The sequence below is a fragment of the Serratia sp. CY84636 genome, assembly GCF_052166245.1.
GTDB lineage: Bacteria > Pseudomonadota > Gammaproteobacteria > Enterobacterales > Enterobacteriaceae > Serratia > Serratia nevei.
The window spans coordinates 1,083,396-1,102,081 of the sequence record NZ_JBJNOX010000002.1; the positions used below are offsets into that span (position 1 = coordinate 1,083,396).

An 18,686-nucleotide genomic window follows, 5' to 3' on the forward strand; every position below is an offset into this window, starting at 1 on the left:
CCAAGAACCGAGAATTATCTATTTTTTATCAACGGCAACAACCGATCCAGTTGTTTTTCCACCGCCAGTAACCCTGCCTCGATCGCTTCATCGGCGCGGTGGAAATCCAGCGTCGAGATTTGCGGGCAAAAAGGTTGGATCAGCACGTCCGGCGGATCGCTCGCCATCCGGTTACGCTTCAGGCGATTTTCCAGCATCTGAATCGAGGTGCCCATAATCTCCATCGCCGTCGGCGCCGTCGTCGGTTTACGCTGCCGCATTCTGCCGACGCGCTCTCTCAGACGCCCGCGCCAAGTATCGGCAGGCGCATCGTCCGAACTTTCGTCCTCAATGCGTACCGAGAACAAATCCTGCTGCATCAGGTGCGCGTCATGCTGCAGATCGACCGCGATGACGATATCGGCACCCAGCGCCCGGCAAAGGGACACCGGCACCGGATTGACCACCGCGCCGTCCACCAGCCAATAGCCATCGGCCCACACCGGCGCCAACAGGCCAGGCATGCTGCAGGAAGCGCGCACCGCCTGATGAATATCGCCTTCTGTCAGCCACAGTTCGCGGCCGGTGCTGAGATTGGTTGTCACGGCGCCGAACTTCAGCGCGCATTCGGCAATATCGTTGATCTTCAACAGCTGTCCGACGGCGTTAAACACCCGATCGCCGCGCAACAGGCCACCACGCTGCCAGGAAAAGTCCATCAGACGAATCACGTCCCAATAGCTGAACGACCGCACCCACTGCTCCATCGCCGGCAGGCGATGGCTGGCGAACGCCGCGCCCACTAACGCACCGACAGAGCAGCCGGCAACGATATCGACCTCAATTCCCAGTTTCTTTAACGCATTGATCACGCCGATGTGCGCCCAGCCTTTAGCCGAGCCAGCTCCCAGCGCCAGTCCGATCTTGATTTGCCGCATAGCGCCATCCTCTCGGTAACAGGGGGTATCTGCTTTCAGGGTAGATTGTCACTGACGAATATTGTTAGGTAACATATGCGCTAAATTCATTTTCTGCCTCGTCTTATCAGGAGTTATTTTGCCCGAATCATGCCCATGCGGCAGCGGACTGGCGTATAACGCATGCTGTGCCCCTTTTATCAGCGGCAACCAACCGGCGCCGACACCCGGCCAGCTGATGCGTTCACGCTTCACCGCCTACGTGAATCATAACGTCGATTATCTGATCGCTACCTGGCACCCCGACTGCGGCGCCGAAGCCTGGCGCAATGCGATCGTCGACAGCTTTAAAAATACCGAATGGCTGGGCCTGACGATCGTGGAAGAGAAAGCCGGCCATGAGCCGGACGAAGGCTTCGTCGAATTCATCGCCCGTTTTACCGATGGCGAAAGCGGCGAACCGCAGGCGATGCATGAGCGCTCGCGCTTCCTTCGTCGCGATCAACGTTGGTATTATATCGACGGCACCAAGCCCCAGCCCGGCAGAAATGCGATTTGTCCCTGTGGCTCAGGGAAAAAATACAAGAAGTGCTGCGGGCGCTAGCCGGCCGGCGCTTCACGTTTACGCCTGCGCAGACAGGCCGTTCAGTATCAGACAGGATCCTCAAACCCATGCCACACCAAAATGTACAACGGAAAGTGTTACGCACCATCTGCCCGGACGCCAAAGGGCTGATCGCCAAGATCACCAACATCTGTTACAAGCACGAACTCAATATCGTTCAGAATAATGAGTTCGTCGATCACCGCACCGGGCGTTTCTTCATGCGTACCGAGCTGGAAGGCATTTTCAACGACAACACGCTGCTGGCCGATCTGGACAGCGCGCTGCCGGAAGGTTCGCTGCGCGAGCTGCACAGCACCGGGCGCCGTCGCATCGTGGTGCTGGTCACCAAAGAGGCCCACTGCCTGGGCGATCTGTTGATGAAAAGCGCCTATGGCGGCCTCGACGTTGAAATCGCCGCCGTGATCGGCAACCACGACACGCTGCAATCGCTCGTGGAACGTTTCGATATTCCTTTCCATCTGGTGAGCCACGAAGGCTTGACGCGTGAACAGCACGACCGCGAAATGACGGCCCAGATCGATCAATATCAGCCGGATTACGTGGTGCTGGCCAAATATATGCGCGTGCTGACCCCGGCCTTCGTGCAGCATTATCCAAATCAGGTGATCAACATTCACCATTCGTTCCTGCCGGCGTTTATCGGCGCGCGCCCTTACCACCAGGCCTATGAGCGCGGGGTAAAAATCATCGGCGCCACCGCCCACTACGTTAACGACAATCTCGACGAAGGCCCGATCATCATGCAGGACGTGATCCACGTCGATCACACCTATTCCGCCGAGGATATGATGCGCGCCGGGCGCGACGTAGAGAAAAATGTGCTCAGCCGCGCGCTGTATCAGGTGTTGGCACAGCGCGTCTTCGTCTACGGCAACCGCACCGTTATTCTGTAATCGTTCAATAAATCGGTGCATTTCGTTCAGGGATGCACCGTCAAGAATAAAAAAGCGGCAAACGATTCATTTTCTGCATTTCAATGCTTTACACATCCGCTTCATTTGATATGATGCGCCCCGCTTACCGAGACAGCGCTCTCGCAAGCAAGGCCAGTTAAATAGCCATGTGATATGGTGGGGTTCCCGAGCGGCCAAAGGGAGCAGACTGTAAATCTGCCGTCACTGACTTCGAAGGTTCGAATCCTTCCCCCACCACCATCTTTTCTCCGCCAGGAGCGAAGAAGCAGTAAAGAAGCCGGCCAGGTTTCTTCCGGATAAAACCGGAGTAACAATTAGTAAATCCATGAATATCATGGTGGGGTTCCCGAGCGGCCAAAGGGAGCAGACTGTAAATCTGCCGTCACAGACTTCGAAGGTTCGAATCCTTCCCCCACCACCATCCCTTAAAAAAAATCCCTGAACCAAGTTAAAACGCATCGCATCCATAATGCTCCGCTCCGGGGAAGGATGAGAAGCTTCGACCAAGGTTCGAGTCTCACGCAGTGAGACAACGCGCTTTAGCGCGGCCCGCAGGGTGAGTCGCACAGCGACGAATCATCCTTCCCCCACCACCATCTCTTGCAGAACATTCCCAAATCGACTTAAAGCACATCGCCCCCAATGCTCTCGTATCAATAAAACTCAATTACCCCCCCCCTTATTCCCCGCGTTCACCTCGATGTTTTATTTCCTCACTCCCAGCCGTAACTTGAACTCCGGCCGACAATTCGCTATACCACTGGCTTCTTTAGTGCAGTAAGGAACAGGTGGATGCGAAACAATATTTGCGTTTTTTGTGGCGCCAGTGAAGGCGTCAATCCCGCTTATGCCGAGCAGGCTCGTCAACTGGGGCAGCTGCTGGCCGCACAGGGGCGCCGTTTAATCTACGGCGGCGGCAAGAAAGGATTGATGGGGATCGTGGCAGATGCCGTGTTGGCGGCGGGCGGTGAAGCTGTCGGCATTATCCCCGAGCGCCTGGTTGAAGCGGAAACCGCGCATCGCGGCCTGACCGAACTGGAAGTGGTGCCTGATATGCATACGCGCAAAGCCCGTATGGCCGCGCTGGCGGACGGTTTTATCGCCCTGCCCGGCGGCATCGGCACGTTGGAAGAGTTGTTTGAAATCTGGACCTGGGGACAAATCGGCTATCACAACAAGCCGGTCGGCCTGCTGAACGTTAACGGCTTCTACCGCCCGCTGAGCCAATTCCTCGAACACGTCGCCGATCAGGGCTTTATGCGCCACGACTATCTCGGTACCCTGCACATCAGTGAATCGGCGCAAACGCTGCTGCAACAGTTTGACGATTATCAACCCAAAAATTACGACCGCTGGGCGAAATAAACCCGCTGCGCAGCCAGCGGCCCTACCGCTGTCTGCGTTACATTTCCCGCCAAACTCTGCTACTATCACAGCACATTTTTCTCGTGAAAACGGCACCGCTCATGAAGTTTGTCTCTTTTAATATCAATGGACTGCGCGCGCGTCCGCATCAGCTGGCGGCAATTATCGAACAGCACCAGCCCGACGTGATCGGCCTGCAAGAAACGAAAGTTCACGACGACATGTTCCCGCTGGAAGAAGTCAGCCAGCACGGCTATCACGTGTTCTATCACGGGCAAAAAGGCCATTACGGCGTAGCGCTGCTGACCAAAGCGGAGCCTCTGGCCGTGCGCCGCGGTTTCCCGACCGATGAAGAAGATGCGCAGCGTCGCATCATCATGGCCGATCTGGCGACGCCGCAGGGCACGCTGACGGTGATCAACGGCTACTTCCCGCAAGGTGAAAGCCGTGACCACCCGATCAAATTCCCGGCTAAAACACGCTTTTATCAGGATTTGCAAAACTACCTGGAGCAGCAGCTGTCGGCGGAATCCCCGGTGTTGATCATGGGTGACATGAACATCAGCCCGAGCGATTATGACATTGGCATCGGCGAAGACAGCCGTAAACGCTGGCTGCGCACCGGCAAGTGTTCCTTCCTGCCGGAAGAGCGCGAATGGATGGACCGCCTGCTGAACTGGGGCCTGGTAGACACCTATCGCCACGCCAACCCGGGGCGCAACGACGAATTCTCGTGGTTCGACTACCGTTCCAAAGGGTTCGACGACAACCGCGGCCTGCGTATCGATCTGCTGCTGGCCAGTACCCCGCTGGCTTCGCGCTGCATCGCCACCGGCATCGATTATCAAACCCGCAGCATGGAAAAACCTTCCGACCATGCGCCGGTCTGGGCGGAGTTTACGCTGTAACCCCATCACCCCGGCGCTCGCCGGGGTTTTACTCTGTGAAGCCAATGAAAATTATCGACGTGGTAGCCGCTATTCTGGAACAGAACGGCCACATTTTACTGGCCCAGCGCGGCACAGGCAGCGATCAGGCCGGTCTGTGGGAGTTTCCCGGCGGCAAGGTTGAAACGGGCGAAAGCCAGCCAGAAGCGCTGGCGCGCGAGCTGGATGAAGAATTGGGAATTTGCGCCCGTATCGGCGACTATGTGGGCAGCAATCAGTGGCAGCAAGGCGAACGCATCATCCGCCTGCACGCCTGGCAAGTCACGGCGTTCTCCGGTGAACTGCAACAGCGCTGCCACTCGGCGTTGGTCTGGGTTACGCCGCAGCAGGCGCAGGAATACGCCCTGGCGCCCGCCGACGTTCCACTGCTGGCGGACTATATCGCCGCGCAAAGCGGTGCACGCTGAGCGCGGCGACAGGTTACATCGTCACTTCTTCAATCGCACCCAAATCAAGGGGTTGGTGCCGATGGTGTTAGGCTCACGCACGCACTGCAGCACTTCCCCTTCCACTTTAAGCACCGCGCCCTCGGAATAGTTTTGATTCTGGTAGACGCAACAGCGGTTGCAGGGCTGTGCCGGCGGTGGGTTGACGCCGCTTTTGGCCGTGCCCCAAATCTCCGGCGAAACCGGTAACACCACGTCCACATCGCCGCGATTGGCGACTGCCAGGCCGGAAAACATCAGGGCAGCGGCAGCCAATCCCCCACTGAGTCCACGCTTCATTCACTCTTCTCCTGCGCCTTGCCGGCGCTTTTCCTGCGTTTTTTGCCTCCGCTGGAGGGCGGCGGCGGCAATCCACGAAACGCCATGCTCGCCCGGCTCTGCTTAGCCTGATAAATCAGCTCTTGCAGCGTGCCGACCAACGGCTGCATAAAGTCCTGATAGCGGCAGGATTTCTCGCTGATTTGCGTCAGCGTGGCTTCCCAGTTGGCCGTCATATCAGGGCGCGCAGCAAGATCCGGCAGCGAGTGAATCAACGCGCGCCCGGTTTCGCTGGAGTGAATATAGCGTCCCTTCTTGTACAGAAACGCCCGCTTGAACAGCAATTCGATGATCCCCGCTCGCGTCGCTTCCGTTCCTAAACCATCGGTCGCCCGCAGGATTTTCTTTAACGCTTTATCTTGTACGAATCGCGCGATGCCGGTCATTGCCGACAGCAGGCTGGCGTCGGTAAACGGCCGCGGCGGCTGCGTCTGGCGCTCCACCACTTCACCGCGCTCGCACAGCAGCTCATCGCCTTTGTCCACCACCGGCAGCGGTGCACCTTCGTTTTCCTCGTCGCGCTCCTTGCTGCCCAGCAGCGTGCGCCAGCCGGCTTCCGCCAGGAAACGCGCCTTGGCGATAAATTTGCCGCCGGCGATATCCATCTCGATCACGCATTTGCGGAACACCGCATCCGGACAAAACTGCATCAGGTACTGGCGCGCCACCAGCCCATACACGTTCCGTTCATCCTGCGTCAAATTGACCTTGCCGGCGCGGGCGGTGGGAATGATGGCATGGTGCGCATCGACCTTTTTATCGTCCCAGCAGCGGTTGCGGCGATCGCTGTCGATCACCGGCTGCGGATACAGCTCGGGTTGGTGCACGCTGATGGCGTTCAGCACCGCGTGGCGGCCGGCAAAATGCTCTTCCGGCAGATAGCGGCAGTCGGAACGCGGATAGGTGATCAATTTGTGGGTTTCGTACAGCCGCTGGCAAACGTCCAGCACCTGTTGCGCGCTGAGGTTGTAGCGCCGGGCCGCCTCGATTTGCAGCGTGGAAAGCGAGAACGGCAGCGGTGCGGTATCTGATTCCCGTTTATCATTATAGGCCGTGACCAGGGCCGGCTGGCCCTCGATGCGCTTGACCACGTGTTCCGCCAACGGCCGGTGCAGCAAACGCCCTTCTTCATCCTGATAAGGTTCACAGGAGTCGCTGGGTTGCCACAGCGCCACAAAGCGTTCTTCTTTCGGCGTGACGATGTGCGCCTTAACCTCAAAGAAGTCTTTTGGCACGAAGTTTTCGATCTCTTCGTCGCGACGCACCACCAATCCGAGCACCGGCGTCTGCACCCTGCCCACCGACAGCACGCCGTCGTAACCGGCGTTGCGGCCCAACAGCGTATAGGCGCGGGTCATATTGATGCCGTACAGCCAGTCGGCGCGCGAACGCGCCAGCGCGGACACGCACAGCGGGATAAAGTCTCGGTTGTCGCGCAGGCGCTCGACCGCACGCTCCACCGCCTGCGGGTTGAGATCGTTGATCAGACAGCGGCGCACGTTCTGGCGCTTCTCCGCCGTCAAATCCAGGTAGTCCAGCACCTCATCCACCAGCAGTTGCCCTTCGCGATCCGGGTCACCGGCGTGAACCACTTCATCGGCTTCGAGCAGCAGCTTTTTAATCGCGTTGAGCTGTTTGCTGACCGAAGGCCGCGGCTGCAAGCGCCATTTTTCGGGGATGATCGGCAGATCCGCCAACGACCAGCGCGCATAGCGGCTGTCATAGGCGTCAGGCTGAGCCTGCTCCAGCAGGTGGCCGACGCACCATGTCACCACGTCGTTGTTGCCACAGGCGATATAGCCGTCGCCGCGGCGATGCGGCTTGGGCAAGACGTCGGCAATGGCGCGCGCCAAACTCGGTTTCTCGGCTATGAACAGTCGCATTAATCACCGTTTTTCTGGCTGAACGTCATCAAGAATTCTCTTACTTCTGCATAGTTCCCACGGAAGACGATCCGCTGGGCTTTCTTTTCCAACTGATAGCAATACATCGGATCGTAGTACTGCTGCAACAGAGGCGCCAACCATTCGCGGTGCGCGTCGCCCTGGCCGCTGAGGCGCTGAGCCCGCAGCGCCGCCTCCAACCGCTGCGTCAGCTGCTGGAAGCGCTCCAGGCCCAAACGGCGGCGGATGGCGAACAGGCCGTGATGCAAATAGTCGTCGTACTGCCGCCAACCTTCTTCCACGCCATAGGCCTGTTCGAACTGTTCGCGCATACCGTCGATATATTCCGCCTGCAGGCGCGCCAGGCGAATGTCGAACGGATCGTCGATCACCGCCACCGGTGCCTGCTGCATGCCGTTGAACAACGGCAACGGCAGATTGTTGCTGCCGATGATCCGCCCTTCGTCTTCCAGCACCCAACGGCGGCTGCCACCATGCTGTTTTTTCAGCAATAACACAGCCAGACGATTCTCAAAATCTATCTGCGAGCTCTGTCCCGCCAGCGTTCGGCCAAAAGATGAACCGCGATGGCGCGCCGCGCCTTCCAGATCGACGCCGTCGGCCAGTTCGTTGACCAGCAGCGTCTTGCCGCTGCCGGTATTGCCGCCCACCAGGGCCATCGGCAATGCCGCGCTTTGCGTCAGTACACCGAGCAGATAATTGCGCAGTGCCTTATAACCGCCAGTGATACGCGGATAATCCACGCCGGCCTCATGCAGCCATTGCTGCACCAGCTGCGAGCGCAGCCCGCCGCGGAAGCAGTAAATATAGCCTGCGGGCCGCTCTGCGCAGGCCGCCAGCCAGGCGGCGGTGCGCTGTTCGCGCAGTTTGCCGTTCACCAGGCTGTGGCCAAGCGCGATCGCCGCTTGTTGCCCATGCTGCTTATAGCAAGTACCGACCGCCTGGCGCTCGCTGTCGATCATCAGCGGTAAATTCACCGCCTGGGCGAAGGCGCCCTGCTGAAACTCGATCGGCGCGCGCACGTCAATCAGCGGCACGTCCTGCAGGAAAATGCGTGGGTAATCGTCGCTGTCCGGCCTTCCTTGCATGTTGGACACTACGCGACCTCGATCAGCGGCTGCCCGGTCTGTGCGGCATGCAATTCGCCGATAGCGTTAAGCGTGATACCGTGCTGCTCGGCAATTGCCAGCACCTGCGCCTCCGACTCAGGCAATACCGCCAACAGCAAGCCGCCGGAGGTTTGCGGATCGCACAGCAGCTGGCGCTGCAAATCGCTCATCTCGCCCACCAGATGGCCATAGCTGTCGAAGTTGCGCCCAGTGCCACCCGGCACGCAGCCTTCGGCAATATACGCCTCGACGTCCGGCAGCTTCGGCACCCGATCGAACCAGACCGTCGCCTGCAGACCGGAGCCCTGGCACACCTCGCTCAGGTGACCCAGCAGGCCAAAGCCGGTGATATCGGTCATCGCCGTAACGCCCGCCACCTCGGCAAAGTCGGCGCCCGGCTTGTTCAGGCGGCACATCACTTCCGTCGCCAGGCCCTGATGCTCTGGGCGCAGCTTGCTTTGCTTCTCGGCGGTCGTCAGCACGCCGATGCCCAGCGGCTTGGTCAGATAGAGTTTCGCACCGGCCTGTGCGGCGCTGTTTTTCTTCACCCGCTCGGTATTGACCACGCCGGTCACCGCCAGGCCGAAAATTGGTTCCGGCGCATCGATGGAATGGCCACCGGCCAGCGCGATGCCCGCCTGCTGGCAGGCGAAACGCCCGCCGTCGATCACCTGCTGCGCCACCTCCGGTGGCAGTTTGGCGATCGGCCAGCCAAGAATGGCGATCGCCATGATCGGTTTGCCGCCCATGGCGTACACGTCGCTGATGGCGTTTGCGGCCGCAATGCGGCCGAAATCGAACGGATCGTCGACGATCGGCATGAAGAAATCGGTGGTGCTGATGATGCCGACGCCGTTGCCGATGTCGTACACCGCCGCGTCGTCGCGGGTTTCATTGCCGACCAGCAGGCGCGGATCGACAAACTTTTCCCGCTCGCTGTGCAAGATGGTTTCGAGAACTTTCGGTGAGATTTTGCAGCCGCAGCCAGCGCCATGGCTGTACTGGGTTAAACGGATCGCTGGCGATGTCATAGTCCACTCCCTTCGGTAACGGCACTCAAGATATCATAGGGTAGCGCTTGCCGAGGGGATTGATAAGAGCGGGCCGCCGATATGCGAACGGCCTGCTCAGAAACCATGCAATTTTGCGGGGTTTGGCGCATTTTCGCCGCGCCCCGCGGGAGAAAACTCAGAAATAGCTGACGAAAGGCGCGCTGTCCGGCGGCGTCACCTTGGTGGCGGCCTTCAGCTGTGGCGTGCCCAGATAGAGGAAACCGACGATCTCATCCTGCTCGCGGCAGCCGAAGGCTTCGCGCACCAGCGCATGCTCGGTCCAGGCGCCGGTGCGCCAGATGCCGTTAAAGCCCTGCGCCAACGCCGCCATCTGCATCGCCTGCACCGCGCAACCGGCGGAAACCACCTGCTCCCAGCGCGGCACCTTGGTCTCTTCAGTACAGTGGGCGATGACGGTGATGATCAGCGGTGCGCGGAACGGCGCCTTGGTGGCCTTTTCGATCGCCGCTTCGTCCAGTTGATCCTGCTTCGCCGCCGCCTGCAGCAGCTGGCTGAAGCGCTCCAGGCCCTGATTTTCGATCATCACGAAACGCCACGGCTGCAGCGCGCCGTGATCGGGCGCACGCAGGCCCGCGTTGATGATATTTTGACGCACTTCCCCCGCCGGCGCCGGTTCCGCCAGGCGCGAAGCCGAGCGGCGATTCAATAAAAGATCCAGAGCATCCATCGTAAACTCCTGATAACAATTTTCATTCCGGCCACGTTAACATAGCTAAACGACGAGTTACAGCCTCGGCGATAGCGTCCGTGTGCCACGATTTAAAGCTGACATTTACCCGGCCGCTCATTAGGATAGCGGAACATTCTCGACTCTTGTTGGAGAGCACATGCGCACATTGTGGCAAATTATTGCCGGCATTTTCCGGTGGACATGGCGTCTGCTGAATTTTATCAGGGAACTGATCCTTAACCTGTTCCTGGTATTGCTGATCCTGGTTGGGGTCGGCATCTATCTGTCCTTCCAAAGTTCTTCCACCTCGACGGCCCCTGCGCGCGGCGCACTGCTGGTCGATTTAAGCGGCGTAGTGGTCGATCAGCCTTCGGTCAACAACCGGGTACGGCAATGGGGCCGCGAACTCTTGGGCGCCTCCAGCAGCCGTCTGCAGGAGAATTCGCTGTTCGACGTGGTGGACAGCATCCGCAAGGCCAAAGACGACAAAAACATTACCGGCATGGTGTTGCAGCTGAATGACTTCGCCGGAGCCGATCAGCCGTCGCTGCGTTATATCGGCAAGGCGCTGCGCGAGTTCCGCGACAGCGGCAAGCCGATCTTCGCCATCGGCGACAGCTACAACCAGACGCAGTACTACCTGGCCAGCTACGCCAACAAGGTCTACCTGTCGCCGCAGGGCGCGGTCGATCTGCACGGCTTTGCCACCAACAACCTGTACTACAAGTCGTTGCTGGACATGCTTAAGGTCACCACCAATATCTTCCGCGTCGGCACCTATAAATCGGCGGTAGAACCGCTGATCCGCGACGATATGTCGCCGGCGGCGCGTGAAGCGGACAGCCGTTGGATTGGCGGCCTGTGGCAGAATTACCTGGAGACCGTGGCAGCCAACCGCCAGCTGACGCCGCAGCAGCTGTTCCCGGGCGCGGCCGGCGTGTTGAGCGGCCTGCAGGCTGCCGGTGGCGATACCGCCCGCTATGCGCTGGACAATAAGCTGGTGGATGAGCTGGCGTCGCGCACCGCGATTGAAAATCAGCTGGTCAAAACCTTTGGCTGGGACAAACAGGCGAATGATTTCAACGCCATCAGCATCTATGATTACCAGCCGAAACCGGATGCCAACCAGGGCGGCAAGATCGCCGTGGTGTTCGCCAACGGCGCCATCATGGACGGCCCGCAGACGCCGGGCAACGTCGGTGGCGACACCACCGCCGCCGAACTGCGTCAGGCGCGCCTGGATCCGGCCATCAAGGCCGTGGTGTTCCGCGTCAACAGCCCTGGCGGCAGCGTCAGCGCGTCCGAAGTGATCCGCTCCGAGCTGGCCGCCGTGCGCGCCGCCGGCAAGCCGGTGGTAGTTTCCATGGGCGGCATGGCCGCATCGGGCGGCTACTGGGTCTCGACGCCGGCCGACTACATCATCGCCAGCCCGAGCACCCTGACCGGCTCCATCGGCATTTTCGGCATCATCAACACCTACGAGAAAACCCTGGATACGCTGGGCGTGCACACCGACGGCGTGGCGACCTCGCCGCTGGCCGACATCGCGGTCACCAAGGCGCTGCCGCAGGAGTTCTCGCAGATGATGCAGCTGAACATCGAAAACGGGTATAAGAACTTCCTCGATCTGGTCGCCAAATCGCGCAAGATGACCCCGCAACAGGTTGACCAAATCGCGCAAGGCCACGTGTGGCTCGGCAGCGACGCCAAGGCCAACGGCCTGGTCGATCAGTTAGGTGATTTCGACGACGCGGTGAAGAAAGCCGCCGAGCTGGCGAAACTGCAACAGTGGCAGCTCGACTGGTTCGTCGACACCCCAAGCCTGAGCGATATGGTGCTCAGCCAGTTCGGCGTTTCCATTCACGCCATGCTGCCGGCGGCGATTCAGGCCATGCTGCCCGCCCCGCTGGCCTCGGTCGCCAACGCGGTGAAAGAACAGCCGGGCTTGTTCAATAACCTGAACGATCCGCAAAACCGTTATGCGATCTGTCTGACCTGCGGAGAAGTCCGCTAACAAATAATTCTGCAGCCCGGCCATCGCCGGGCTTTTTTTCTGCCGCCATGCCCCTATAATTCAGCCCATCTTATCTTTGTTAAAATCATGACCATGCAAAAGAAATCCATTTACGTCGCCTACACTGGCGGCACCATCGGCATGCAGCGTTCCGATCACGGCTATATCCCGGTTTCCGGCCACCTGCAGCGCCAGCTGGCGCTAATGCCCGAGTTCCATCGCCCGGAAATGCCGGATTTCACCATTCATGAATATGCGCCATTGATCGACTCTTCGGACATGACGCCGGAAGATTGGCAGCACATCGCCGACGACATCAAACAGAACTACGATCGCTACGACGGCTTCGTGATCCTGCACGGTACCGACACCATGGCGTTCACCGCATCGGCGCTCTCCTTCATGCTGGAAAACCTGGCTAAACCGGTGATCGTCACCGGTTCGCAGATTCCGCTGGCGGAGCTGCGCTCCGATGGCCAGACCAACCTGCTCAACGCGCTGTATCTGGCGGCTAACCATCCGGTGAACGAAGTCAGCCTGTTCTTCAACAATAAGCTGTTCCGCGGCAACCGCACCACCAAAGCGCACGCCGACGGCTTTGACGCCTTCGCCTCCCCGAATCTGCCGCCGCTGCTGGAAGCCGGCATTCACATTCGTCGCCAGCACGGCATCGACAGCCCGGCTTGCAACGGCGCGCTGCGGGTACACGACATCACGCCGCAGCCGATCGGCGTGGTCACCATCTATCCGGGCATTTCCGGCGCGGTGGTGCGCAACTTCCTGTTGCAACCGGTCAAGGCGCTGATCCTGCGCTCCTACGGCGTCGGTAACGCGCCGCAAAAGGCCGAGCTGATCGACGAGTTGCGTGCGGCCTCCGAACGCGGCATCGTGGTGGTCAACCTGACGCAGTGCATCTCCGGGCGCGTCAATATGGAAGGCTACGCCACCGGTAACGCGCTGGCGCACGCCGGGGTGATCAGCGGTTTCGACATGACGGTGGAAGCCGCCTTGACCAAGCTGCACTACCTGCTGAGCCAGCCGCTGACGCCGGAACAAATCCGCGCCCTGATGCAGCAAGACCTGCGCGGCGAACTGAGCATCAACGGTTAACCTACTGATCTTTGGAGCGGCGATGAAAACGGCCCTGTTGTTGATCGATCTGCAAAACGATTTCTGCCCCGGCGGCGCGCTGGCGGTCACGGCGGGCGATACCGTCATCCCGGTTGCCAATCAGGCGATCGCCGCCTGTTTGGCGCGTGGCGAGCCGGTCGTGGCCAGCCAGGACTGGCACCCCGCCAATCACCGCAGCTTTGCGGTGAATTCCCATGCACAGGTCGGCACCCTTGGCGAGCTGGAGGGCCTGCCGCAGGTGTGGTGGCCGGTGCACTGCGTGCAAGGGAGCCACGGTGCCGATTTTCACCCCCGGTTGCAGCGGCAACATATCAATGCCGTTTTTCGCAAAGGGCAGGAGACGGACATCGACAGCTACAGCGCCTTCTTCGATAACGGCCACCGTGCACAGACCGAACTGCACGGCTGGTTGCAATCGCAGGGCGTCCAGCGGCTGGCAATCATGGGCCTGGCGACCGACTACTGCGTCAAGTTCAGCGTGCTGGATGCGCTGGCTGCCGGCTATCCAACGCAGGTGATCGTCGACGGCTGCCGCGGCGTGAATCTGCAGCCGGACGACAGCGAGCGGGCGCTGCAGGACATGGCGCGCGCCGGTGCACAACTGGTTACCCTGTCACAATTCCTCGCCAACTAAATCCTCTCGGGTGCCACCGGCGCCCTCTCTGCGCGGCGGCGAAAATATCGACGCCGCTCACAATACCGCCCTTCTTCTTCCCCAACGGCTTGTGACCGGCAGGTGCTTTTGCTGTTATGGCTGCGACGCTTTTGGCGTCAATCGGTTATACGCATCCGGGGCCCGCTGAGCCCGGCTTTATTGTGACCGCCTCTGGCGGTACGGTCGGCCTTGCCGACCCAAGGAGAAAGACATGAAAATAACCCGAAAACTGCTGCCTTTACTGGCGGCGGTGCAGTTGGCTATGGCCGGCGCAGGCACGGCTCAGGCCGCTTATCTCTCCGTCGGCTACTTCAACGGCGGCGGCGACGTCACCGCCGGCCCCGGTGGCGACATCGACAAGCTGGACGTCACGCAAATCACCCACCTCAACTATTCGTTCGGCCTGATCTACAACGGCGAGAAAGACGAAGCCAATGCGGCGCTGAAAGACCCCGCTCGCCGCCACCAGATCTACCTGTCGCCGAAGGTAACGGCCGATCTGCAACGGCTGCCGGTGCTGCGCAAACAGAACCCCGAGCTGAAAGTGCTGCTGTCGGTCGGCGGCTGGGGCGCACGGGGCTTCTCCGCCGCTGCGGCGACTGCGGAAAACCGGGCGATATTCATCCGCTCCGCGCTGCAGGTGATCGCACAGTATCAGCTGGATGGTATCGATCTGGACTGGGAATATCCGGTGAACGGCGCATGGGGGCTGGTGGAAAGCCAACCGGCAGACCGCGACAACTTCACCCTGCTGCTGAAAGAGCTTCACCAGGCGCTGGGTAAAGGCAAGCTGTTAACCATCGCCGTCGGGGCCAACGTCAAAAGCCCGCAGGAATGGGTCGATGTGAAAAGCATTGCCCCTTACCTCGACTACATCAATCTGATGACCTACGACATGGCTTACGGCACGCAGTATTTCAATGCCAACCTGTACGATTCAAAGCGTTGGCCAACCGTGGCGGCCGCCGACCGTTACAGCGCCGATTTCGTGGTAAAGAATTATCTGGCTGCCGGACTGAAACCGGCACAGATGAACCTGGGCATCGGTTTCTACGGCCGGGTACCGAAGCGGGCGACCGAGGCGGGCATCGACTGGGACAAGCCGGACGCCGCCAAACATCCGGTGACGCAGCCATACTTCAGCACGCGCGAAACCGCCCTGTTCAACGCGCTGGGGCTGGATCTCGGCAAAGACACCTACTTTAAATACCACGATATCGTCAGCAAATTGCTCAACGATCCGCAGCATCGTTTTCACGAGCACTGGGATGACGACGCCAAGGTACCTTACCTGACGCTGCAATCCGCCGCAGGCAAACCGCTGTTCGCCATCTCCTACGAGAACCCGCGTTCGGTGGCCATCAAGGCCGAGTACATCAAAAGCCATGGATTGGGAGGGGCGATGTTCTGGGAGTACGGCGCGGACGATAACAACCGGCTGGCGCAGCAGCTGGCGGAATCGCTGGGTATCAAGGGCGAAAAACAGTGAACCGACGGGGCGATGGCGTCATCGCCCCGCTTTAGGGCAACCTTACTGCGGTTTGAGTTTGGCCAGCGGCTCGGCAACGAACTGCTGTTTCAGCTCTTGCTTGCTCTTCATCACGATCTGCCCGTCAGTGCCGATGCTCATGTGCTGCGGATCGACGTTGTTCATCGACTGCCACAGCATCACCGCCTGCAGGCTGTTTTCTTTTTGCTCCGGCGTCAGCGCCACGCCGTCCGGCCATTTGCCCAGCTCAACCGCCTGTACCAGGCGCTGGTATATCTCGGGCGTCATCGCCGCAATCAGATCTTTCACGTCCATCAGAGCCCTTCTCGCTTACGGATGAATAATTTGCTGAATCGATTTTGTTAGTTGAATTACCACTTAGCCGGCCGTTTGGTCGCCATTTTCGCCATCGGTGAAACTCAGCGAGGCGGAGTTGACGCAATAGCGGTCGCCGGTCGGCTGCGGGCCATCGGGGAAAACGTGCCCCAGGTGCGCGTCGCAATGACCGCAGCGGATTTCAACACGGTGCATATTATGTGAATTATCATCAAGATAACGGATTGCATCGGCGGAAACCGGCTCATAAAAGCTCGGCCAGCCGCAGCCGGAATCGTATTTGGTTTCGGAATAGAACAGCGGCTGGTTACAGCACAGGCAATGGTACACGCCCTCGCGCTTGTTGTGCAGCAATTTGCCGCTGAACGGCGCTTCGGTGCCGCGCTGTTGCGTCACATAACGTTGGATTTCATTCAGTTCCGTGACCGGATGACCGGGGGTTGTCTCTTTAGCCATTTGTGCTTATCTCTGAATGTGGATAATGTCAACGAAAACAATGATTAATAATAACAAAAAATTAACACCGCTGCAGGGGTTTTTGGCCTAAACTGTAGCCCATAAAGGCCACGTCACGATGATATGTGATAGCGATCACACATCTTGCGTATGCTGACTTTATACTTGGCGGCTTGTCCCCATATAACGGATGAGGCCGAGCGCAAATGGACTGTGCAATAAGCGTGCAAAACCACCCTTCCGGTTTGACTTGCCGCAAGAATTGACACGATTCCGCTTGACGCTGGGTAAGGTTTTTGTAATTTTACAACCAACCTTTTATTCACTAACAAATAGCTGGTGGAATATATGACTATCAAAGTAGGTATCAACGGTTTTGGCCGTATCGGTCGCATTGTTTTCCGTGCTGCTCAAGAGCGTTCTGACATCGAGATCGTTGCAATCAACGACCTGTTGGACGCAGAGTACATGGCTTACATGCTGAAGTATGACTCTACTCACGGCCGTTTCAACGGTACGGTAGAAGTTAAAGACGGCCACCTGGTTGTTAACGGCAAAACCATCCGTGTTACCGCAGAGAAAGACCCGGCTAACCTGAAGTGGAACGAAGTGGGTGTTGACGTGGTTGCTGAAGCGACCGGTATCTTCCTGACCGACGAAACCGCACGTAAACACATCACCGCTGGCGCTAAAAAAGTCGTTCTGACTGGCCCATCCAAAGATGCGACCCCAATGTTCGTGCGTGGCGCCAACTTTGACAAATATGCCGGCCAGGACATCGTGTCCAACGCCTCTTGCACCACCAACTGCCTGGCGCCACTGGCTAAAGTCATCAACGACAACTTCGGTATCGTTGAAGGCCTGATGACCACCGTTCACGCGACCACCGCCACTCAGAAAACCGTTGATGGCCCGTCCCACAAAGACTGGCGCGGCGGCCGCGGCGCATCCCAGAACATCATCCCTTCTTCTACCGGCGCAGCGAAAGCGGTTGGCGTTGTTCTGCCAGAACTGAAAGGCAAACTGACCGGTATGGCGTTCCGCGTACCGACGCCTAACGTATCCGTTGTTGACCTGACCGTGCGTCTGGAAAAAGCGGCTACCTACGAAGAAATCAAGAAAGCCATCAAAGATGCCGCTGAAGGTTCTATGAAAGGCGTTCTGGGCTACGTTGAAGACGACGTGGTTTCCACCGATTTCAACGGCGAAGTGCTGACTTCCGTGTTCGATGCCAAAGCCGGTATCGCACTGAACGACAACTTCGTGAAACTGGTTTCCTGGTACGACAACGAAACCGGTTATTCCAACAAGGTTCTGGACCTGATCGCTCACATCTCCAAGTAATGGCATGATGTTAAGCTGATAATGAGGGCGACATTTTTGTCGCCCTTTTTTATTTGTCTCTCCGGCAAACATTAAGGTAATGAAATGAACGAGAAAATTTTCACCCTGCCCGTTTCCGAACAGATTTCGCCTTACATCAGCCAGCGTCAACTCGATGAGCTGGGCGTGGTTGTGGTGTCGCACCCGAAAGTGCGCGCGGCCGTCGCGCTGCAAGGCGCCCATTTGCTGGCCTGGCAGCCCAGCGGTGAGCAGCCGGTGATTTGGCTCAGCAGCAATACCCCCTTCGCCAAAGGCAAGGCCATCCGCGGCGGCGTGCCGATCTGCTGGCCGTGGTTCGGCCCGGTAGCACACCCCTCCCACGGTTTTGCCCGCAATCAGCCCTGGAGCCTGACGGCGCACGATGAAGATGACAACGGCGTCATCCTGACCTTTACCCTGAAAGACAATGAGCAGACCCGCAAACTGTGGCCGCACGCCTTCACGCTGATTGCCCGCTTCAAGCTGGGTGTGGAGTGCGAGATCGAGCTGGAATCGCACGGCGATTATCAGGCTACGGCGGCGCTGCACAGCTACTTCCAGGTCGGCGACATCGATCGGGTCAGCGTGGCGGGCCTGGGCGAGCCTTATATCGACAAGGTGGCGGGCGGCGCTGAGGCGCGCCAGGCGGGCGAAGTGACCTTCGTCGGCCAAACCGACCGCGTCTACACCCGCCCGGAGGCCTTCAGCCAGATCCGCGATCCGGCGCTCGCGCGCACCATCGAGGTTCACCACCATCATATGAGTGACGTTATCGCCTGGAACCCGGGCGTAGAGCTCTCCTGCAGCATGGGGGATATGCCGAACGACGGTTACAAGACCATGGTCTGCGTAGAGACCGGGCGCGTCAGTAAACCGCTGGTCGCCGCCGGCGAACAACCGGCCCGTTTGGGTGTGACCTTCCGCAGCCGTAAGAAAGCCTGAAAAGCCGTGCGCGGCAGCGCACCACAGATGT

The 18,686-nt window shown here is 59.1% G+C and carries 19 protein-coding genes, 2 tRNA genes and 1 other RNA gene; 14 read left to right on the plus strand and 8 right to left on the minus strand.

Annotated features, from left to right (window positions below; genetic code table 11):
* Window positions 1–14: 14 nt before the first annotated feature.
* Window positions 15–917 (minus strand): patatin-like phospholipase RssA, encoded by a 903-nt coding sequence (rssA, locus tag ACJ8QI_RS09615; protein WP_047730554.1) that lies wholly within the window; start codon window positions 915–917, stop codon window positions 15–17.
* Between the two features lie 118 nt (window positions 918–1,035).
* Here rssA and ACJ8QI_RS09620 point away from each other — a divergent pair, with 118 nt between their 5' ends.
* The 8 genes from ACJ8QI_RS09620 to ACJ8QI_RS09655 all read left to right on the plus strand — a co-directional run bounded on the left by ACJ8QI_RS09620 (window position 1,036) and on the right by ACJ8QI_RS09655 (window position 5,157).
* The gene (locus ACJ8QI_RS09620) at window positions 1,036–1,500 is read left to right on the plus strand and encodes a YchJ family protein (protein WP_038877235.1); all 465 of its coding nucleotides are present in this window, start codon (window positions 1,036–1,038) and stop codon (window positions 1,498–1,500) included.
* 68 nt (window positions 1,501–1,568) lie between these two features.
* Complete coding sequence (purU, locus tag ACJ8QI_RS09625; protein ID WP_047730553.1) at window positions 1,569–2,417, plus strand: formyltetrahydrofolate deformylase; 849 nt, start codon at window positions 1,569–1,571, stop codon at window positions 2,415–2,417.
* Between the two features lie 176 nt (window positions 2,418–2,593).
* Window positions 2,594–2,678: transfer RNA gene (locus ACJ8QI_RS09630), tRNA-Tyr, on the plus strand.
* Between the two features lie 96 nt (window positions 2,679–2,774).
* Window positions 2,775–2,859, plus strand: a tRNA-Tyr gene (locus ACJ8QI_RS09635).
* A gap of 47 nt (window positions 2,860–2,906) precedes the next feature.
* Window positions 2,907–3,034, plus strand: a non-coding RNA gene (locus ACJ8QI_RS09640) — RtT sRNA.
* 196 nt (window positions 3,035–3,230) lie between these two features.
* Window positions 3,231–3,803, plus strand: a complete 573-nt coding sequence (locus tag ACJ8QI_RS09645; protein ID WP_033647601.1) for a TIGR00730 family Rossman fold protein — start codon at window positions 3,231–3,233, stop codon at window positions 3,801–3,803.
* A gap of 101 nt (window positions 3,804–3,904) precedes the next feature.
* A complete protein-coding gene (gene xthA, locus ACJ8QI_RS09650; RefSeq protein ID WP_038877231.1) occupies window positions 3,905–4,711 on the plus strand; it encodes an exodeoxyribonuclease III in 807 nt (268 codons plus the stop codon).
* Between the two features lie 44 nt (window positions 4,712–4,755).
* Window positions 4,756–5,157, plus strand: coding sequence for a pyrimidine (deoxy)nucleoside triphosphate diphosphatase (locus tag ACJ8QI_RS09655; protein WP_060423827.1), 402 nt, complete (start codon window positions 4,756–4,758; stop codon window positions 5,155–5,157).
* Between the two features lie 21 nt (window positions 5,158–5,178).
* Here ACJ8QI_RS09655 and ACJ8QI_RS09660 read toward each other — a convergent pair whose 3' ends face one another.
* The 5 genes from ACJ8QI_RS09660 to ACJ8QI_RS09680 all read right to left on the minus strand — a co-directional run bounded on the left by ACJ8QI_RS09660 (window position 5,179) and on the right by ACJ8QI_RS09680 (window position 10,267).
* Window positions 5,179–5,475, minus strand: coding sequence for a YnjH family protein (locus ACJ8QI_RS09660; protein ID WP_049271911.1), 297 nt, complete (start codon window positions 5,473–5,475; stop codon window positions 5,179–5,181).
* A complete protein-coding gene (locus ACJ8QI_RS09665; RefSeq protein ID WP_060423830.1) occupies window positions 5,472–7,397 on the minus strand; it encodes a DNA topoisomerase III in 1,926 nt (641 codons plus the stop codon). Before ACJ8QI_RS09665 ends, ACJ8QI_RS09660 begins: the two co-directional genes overlap by 4 nt.
* Window positions 7,397–8,506 carry a tRNA 2-selenouridine(34) synthase MnmH gene (gene mnmH / locus ACJ8QI_RS09670; protein ID WP_102985028.1) on the minus strand — a complete coding sequence of 370 codons (1,110 nt, stop codon included), beginning with the start codon at window positions 8,504–8,506 and terminating at the stop codon, window positions 7,397–7,399. Before mnmH ends, ACJ8QI_RS09665 begins: the two co-directional genes overlap by 1 nt.
* Before the next feature lie 8 nt (window positions 8,507–8,514).
* Window positions 8,515–9,558 (minus strand): selenide, water dikinase SelD, encoded by a 1,044-nt coding sequence (gene selD, locus ACJ8QI_RS09675; protein WP_060423833.1) that lies wholly within the window; start codon window positions 9,556–9,558, stop codon window positions 8,515–8,517.
* A gap of 157 nt (window positions 9,559–9,715) precedes the next feature.
* Complete coding sequence (locus tag ACJ8QI_RS09680; RefSeq protein WP_060423835.1) at window positions 9,716–10,267, minus strand: NAD(P)H nitroreductase; 552 nt, start codon at window positions 10,265–10,267, stop codon at window positions 9,716–9,718.
* 160 nt (window positions 10,268–10,427) lie between these two features.
* Here ACJ8QI_RS09680 and sppA point away from each other — a divergent pair, with 160 nt between their 5' ends.
* The 4 genes from sppA (at window position 10,428) to ACJ8QI_RS09700 (ending at window position 15,559) form a co-directional block, all read left to right on the plus strand.
* Window positions 10,428–12,284: a signal peptide peptidase SppA gene (sppA, locus tag ACJ8QI_RS09685; protein ID WP_103101069.1), complete on the plus strand. Its 1,857-nt coding sequence runs from the start codon at window positions 10,428–10,430 to the stop codon at window positions 12,282–12,284.
* A 93-nt stretch (window positions 12,285–12,377) separates the two neighbouring features.
* The gene (gene ansA, locus ACJ8QI_RS09690; RefSeq protein WP_047730911.1) at window positions 12,378–13,394 is read left to right on the plus strand and encodes an asparaginase; all 1,017 of its coding nucleotides are present in this window, start codon (window positions 12,378–12,380) and stop codon (window positions 13,392–13,394) included.
* A 22-nt stretch (window positions 13,395–13,416) separates the two neighbouring features.
* Entirely contained in the window at window positions 13,417–14,049 is a 633-nt protein-coding gene (gene pncA, locus ACJ8QI_RS09695) for a bifunctional nicotinamidase/pyrazinamidase (protein WP_087762702.1), read from the plus strand.
* Between the two features lie 232 nt (window positions 14,050–14,281).
* Entirely contained in the window at window positions 14,282–15,559 is a 1,278-nt protein-coding gene (locus ACJ8QI_RS09700; RefSeq protein ID WP_442532425.1) for a glycoside hydrolase family 18 protein, read from the plus strand.
* Between the two features lie 42 nt (window positions 15,560–15,601).
* Here ACJ8QI_RS09700 and ACJ8QI_RS09705 read toward each other — a convergent pair whose 3' ends face one another.
* Both ACJ8QI_RS09705 and msrB read right to left on the minus strand, forming a co-directional pair.
* Entirely contained in the window at window positions 15,602–15,874 is a 273-nt protein-coding gene (locus ACJ8QI_RS09705; protein WP_033634809.1) for a YeaC family protein, read from the minus strand.
* A gap of 63 nt (window positions 15,875–15,937) precedes the next feature.
* The gene (msrB, locus tag ACJ8QI_RS09710) at window positions 15,938–16,351 is read right to left on the minus strand and encodes a peptide-methionine (R)-S-oxide reductase MsrB (protein WP_004932219.1); all 414 of its coding nucleotides are present in this window, start codon (window positions 16,349–16,351) and stop codon (window positions 15,938–15,940) included.
* A 348-nt stretch (window positions 16,352–16,699) separates the two neighbouring features.
* Between msrB and gapA the strand changes: the two genes are divergently transcribed.
* Complete coding sequence (gapA, locus tag ACJ8QI_RS09715) at window positions 16,700–17,695, plus strand: glyceraldehyde-3-phosphate dehydrogenase (RefSeq protein ID WP_004932222.1); 996 nt, start codon at window positions 16,700–16,702, stop codon at window positions 17,693–17,695.
* Window positions 17,696–17,779: 84 nt separating this feature from the next.
* Window positions 17,780–18,655, plus strand: coding sequence for a D-hexose-6-phosphate mutarotase (locus tag ACJ8QI_RS09720; RefSeq protein ID WP_442532426.1), 876 nt, complete (start codon window positions 17,780–17,782; stop codon window positions 18,653–18,655).
* Window positions 18,656–18,686: the final 31 nt, after the last annotated feature.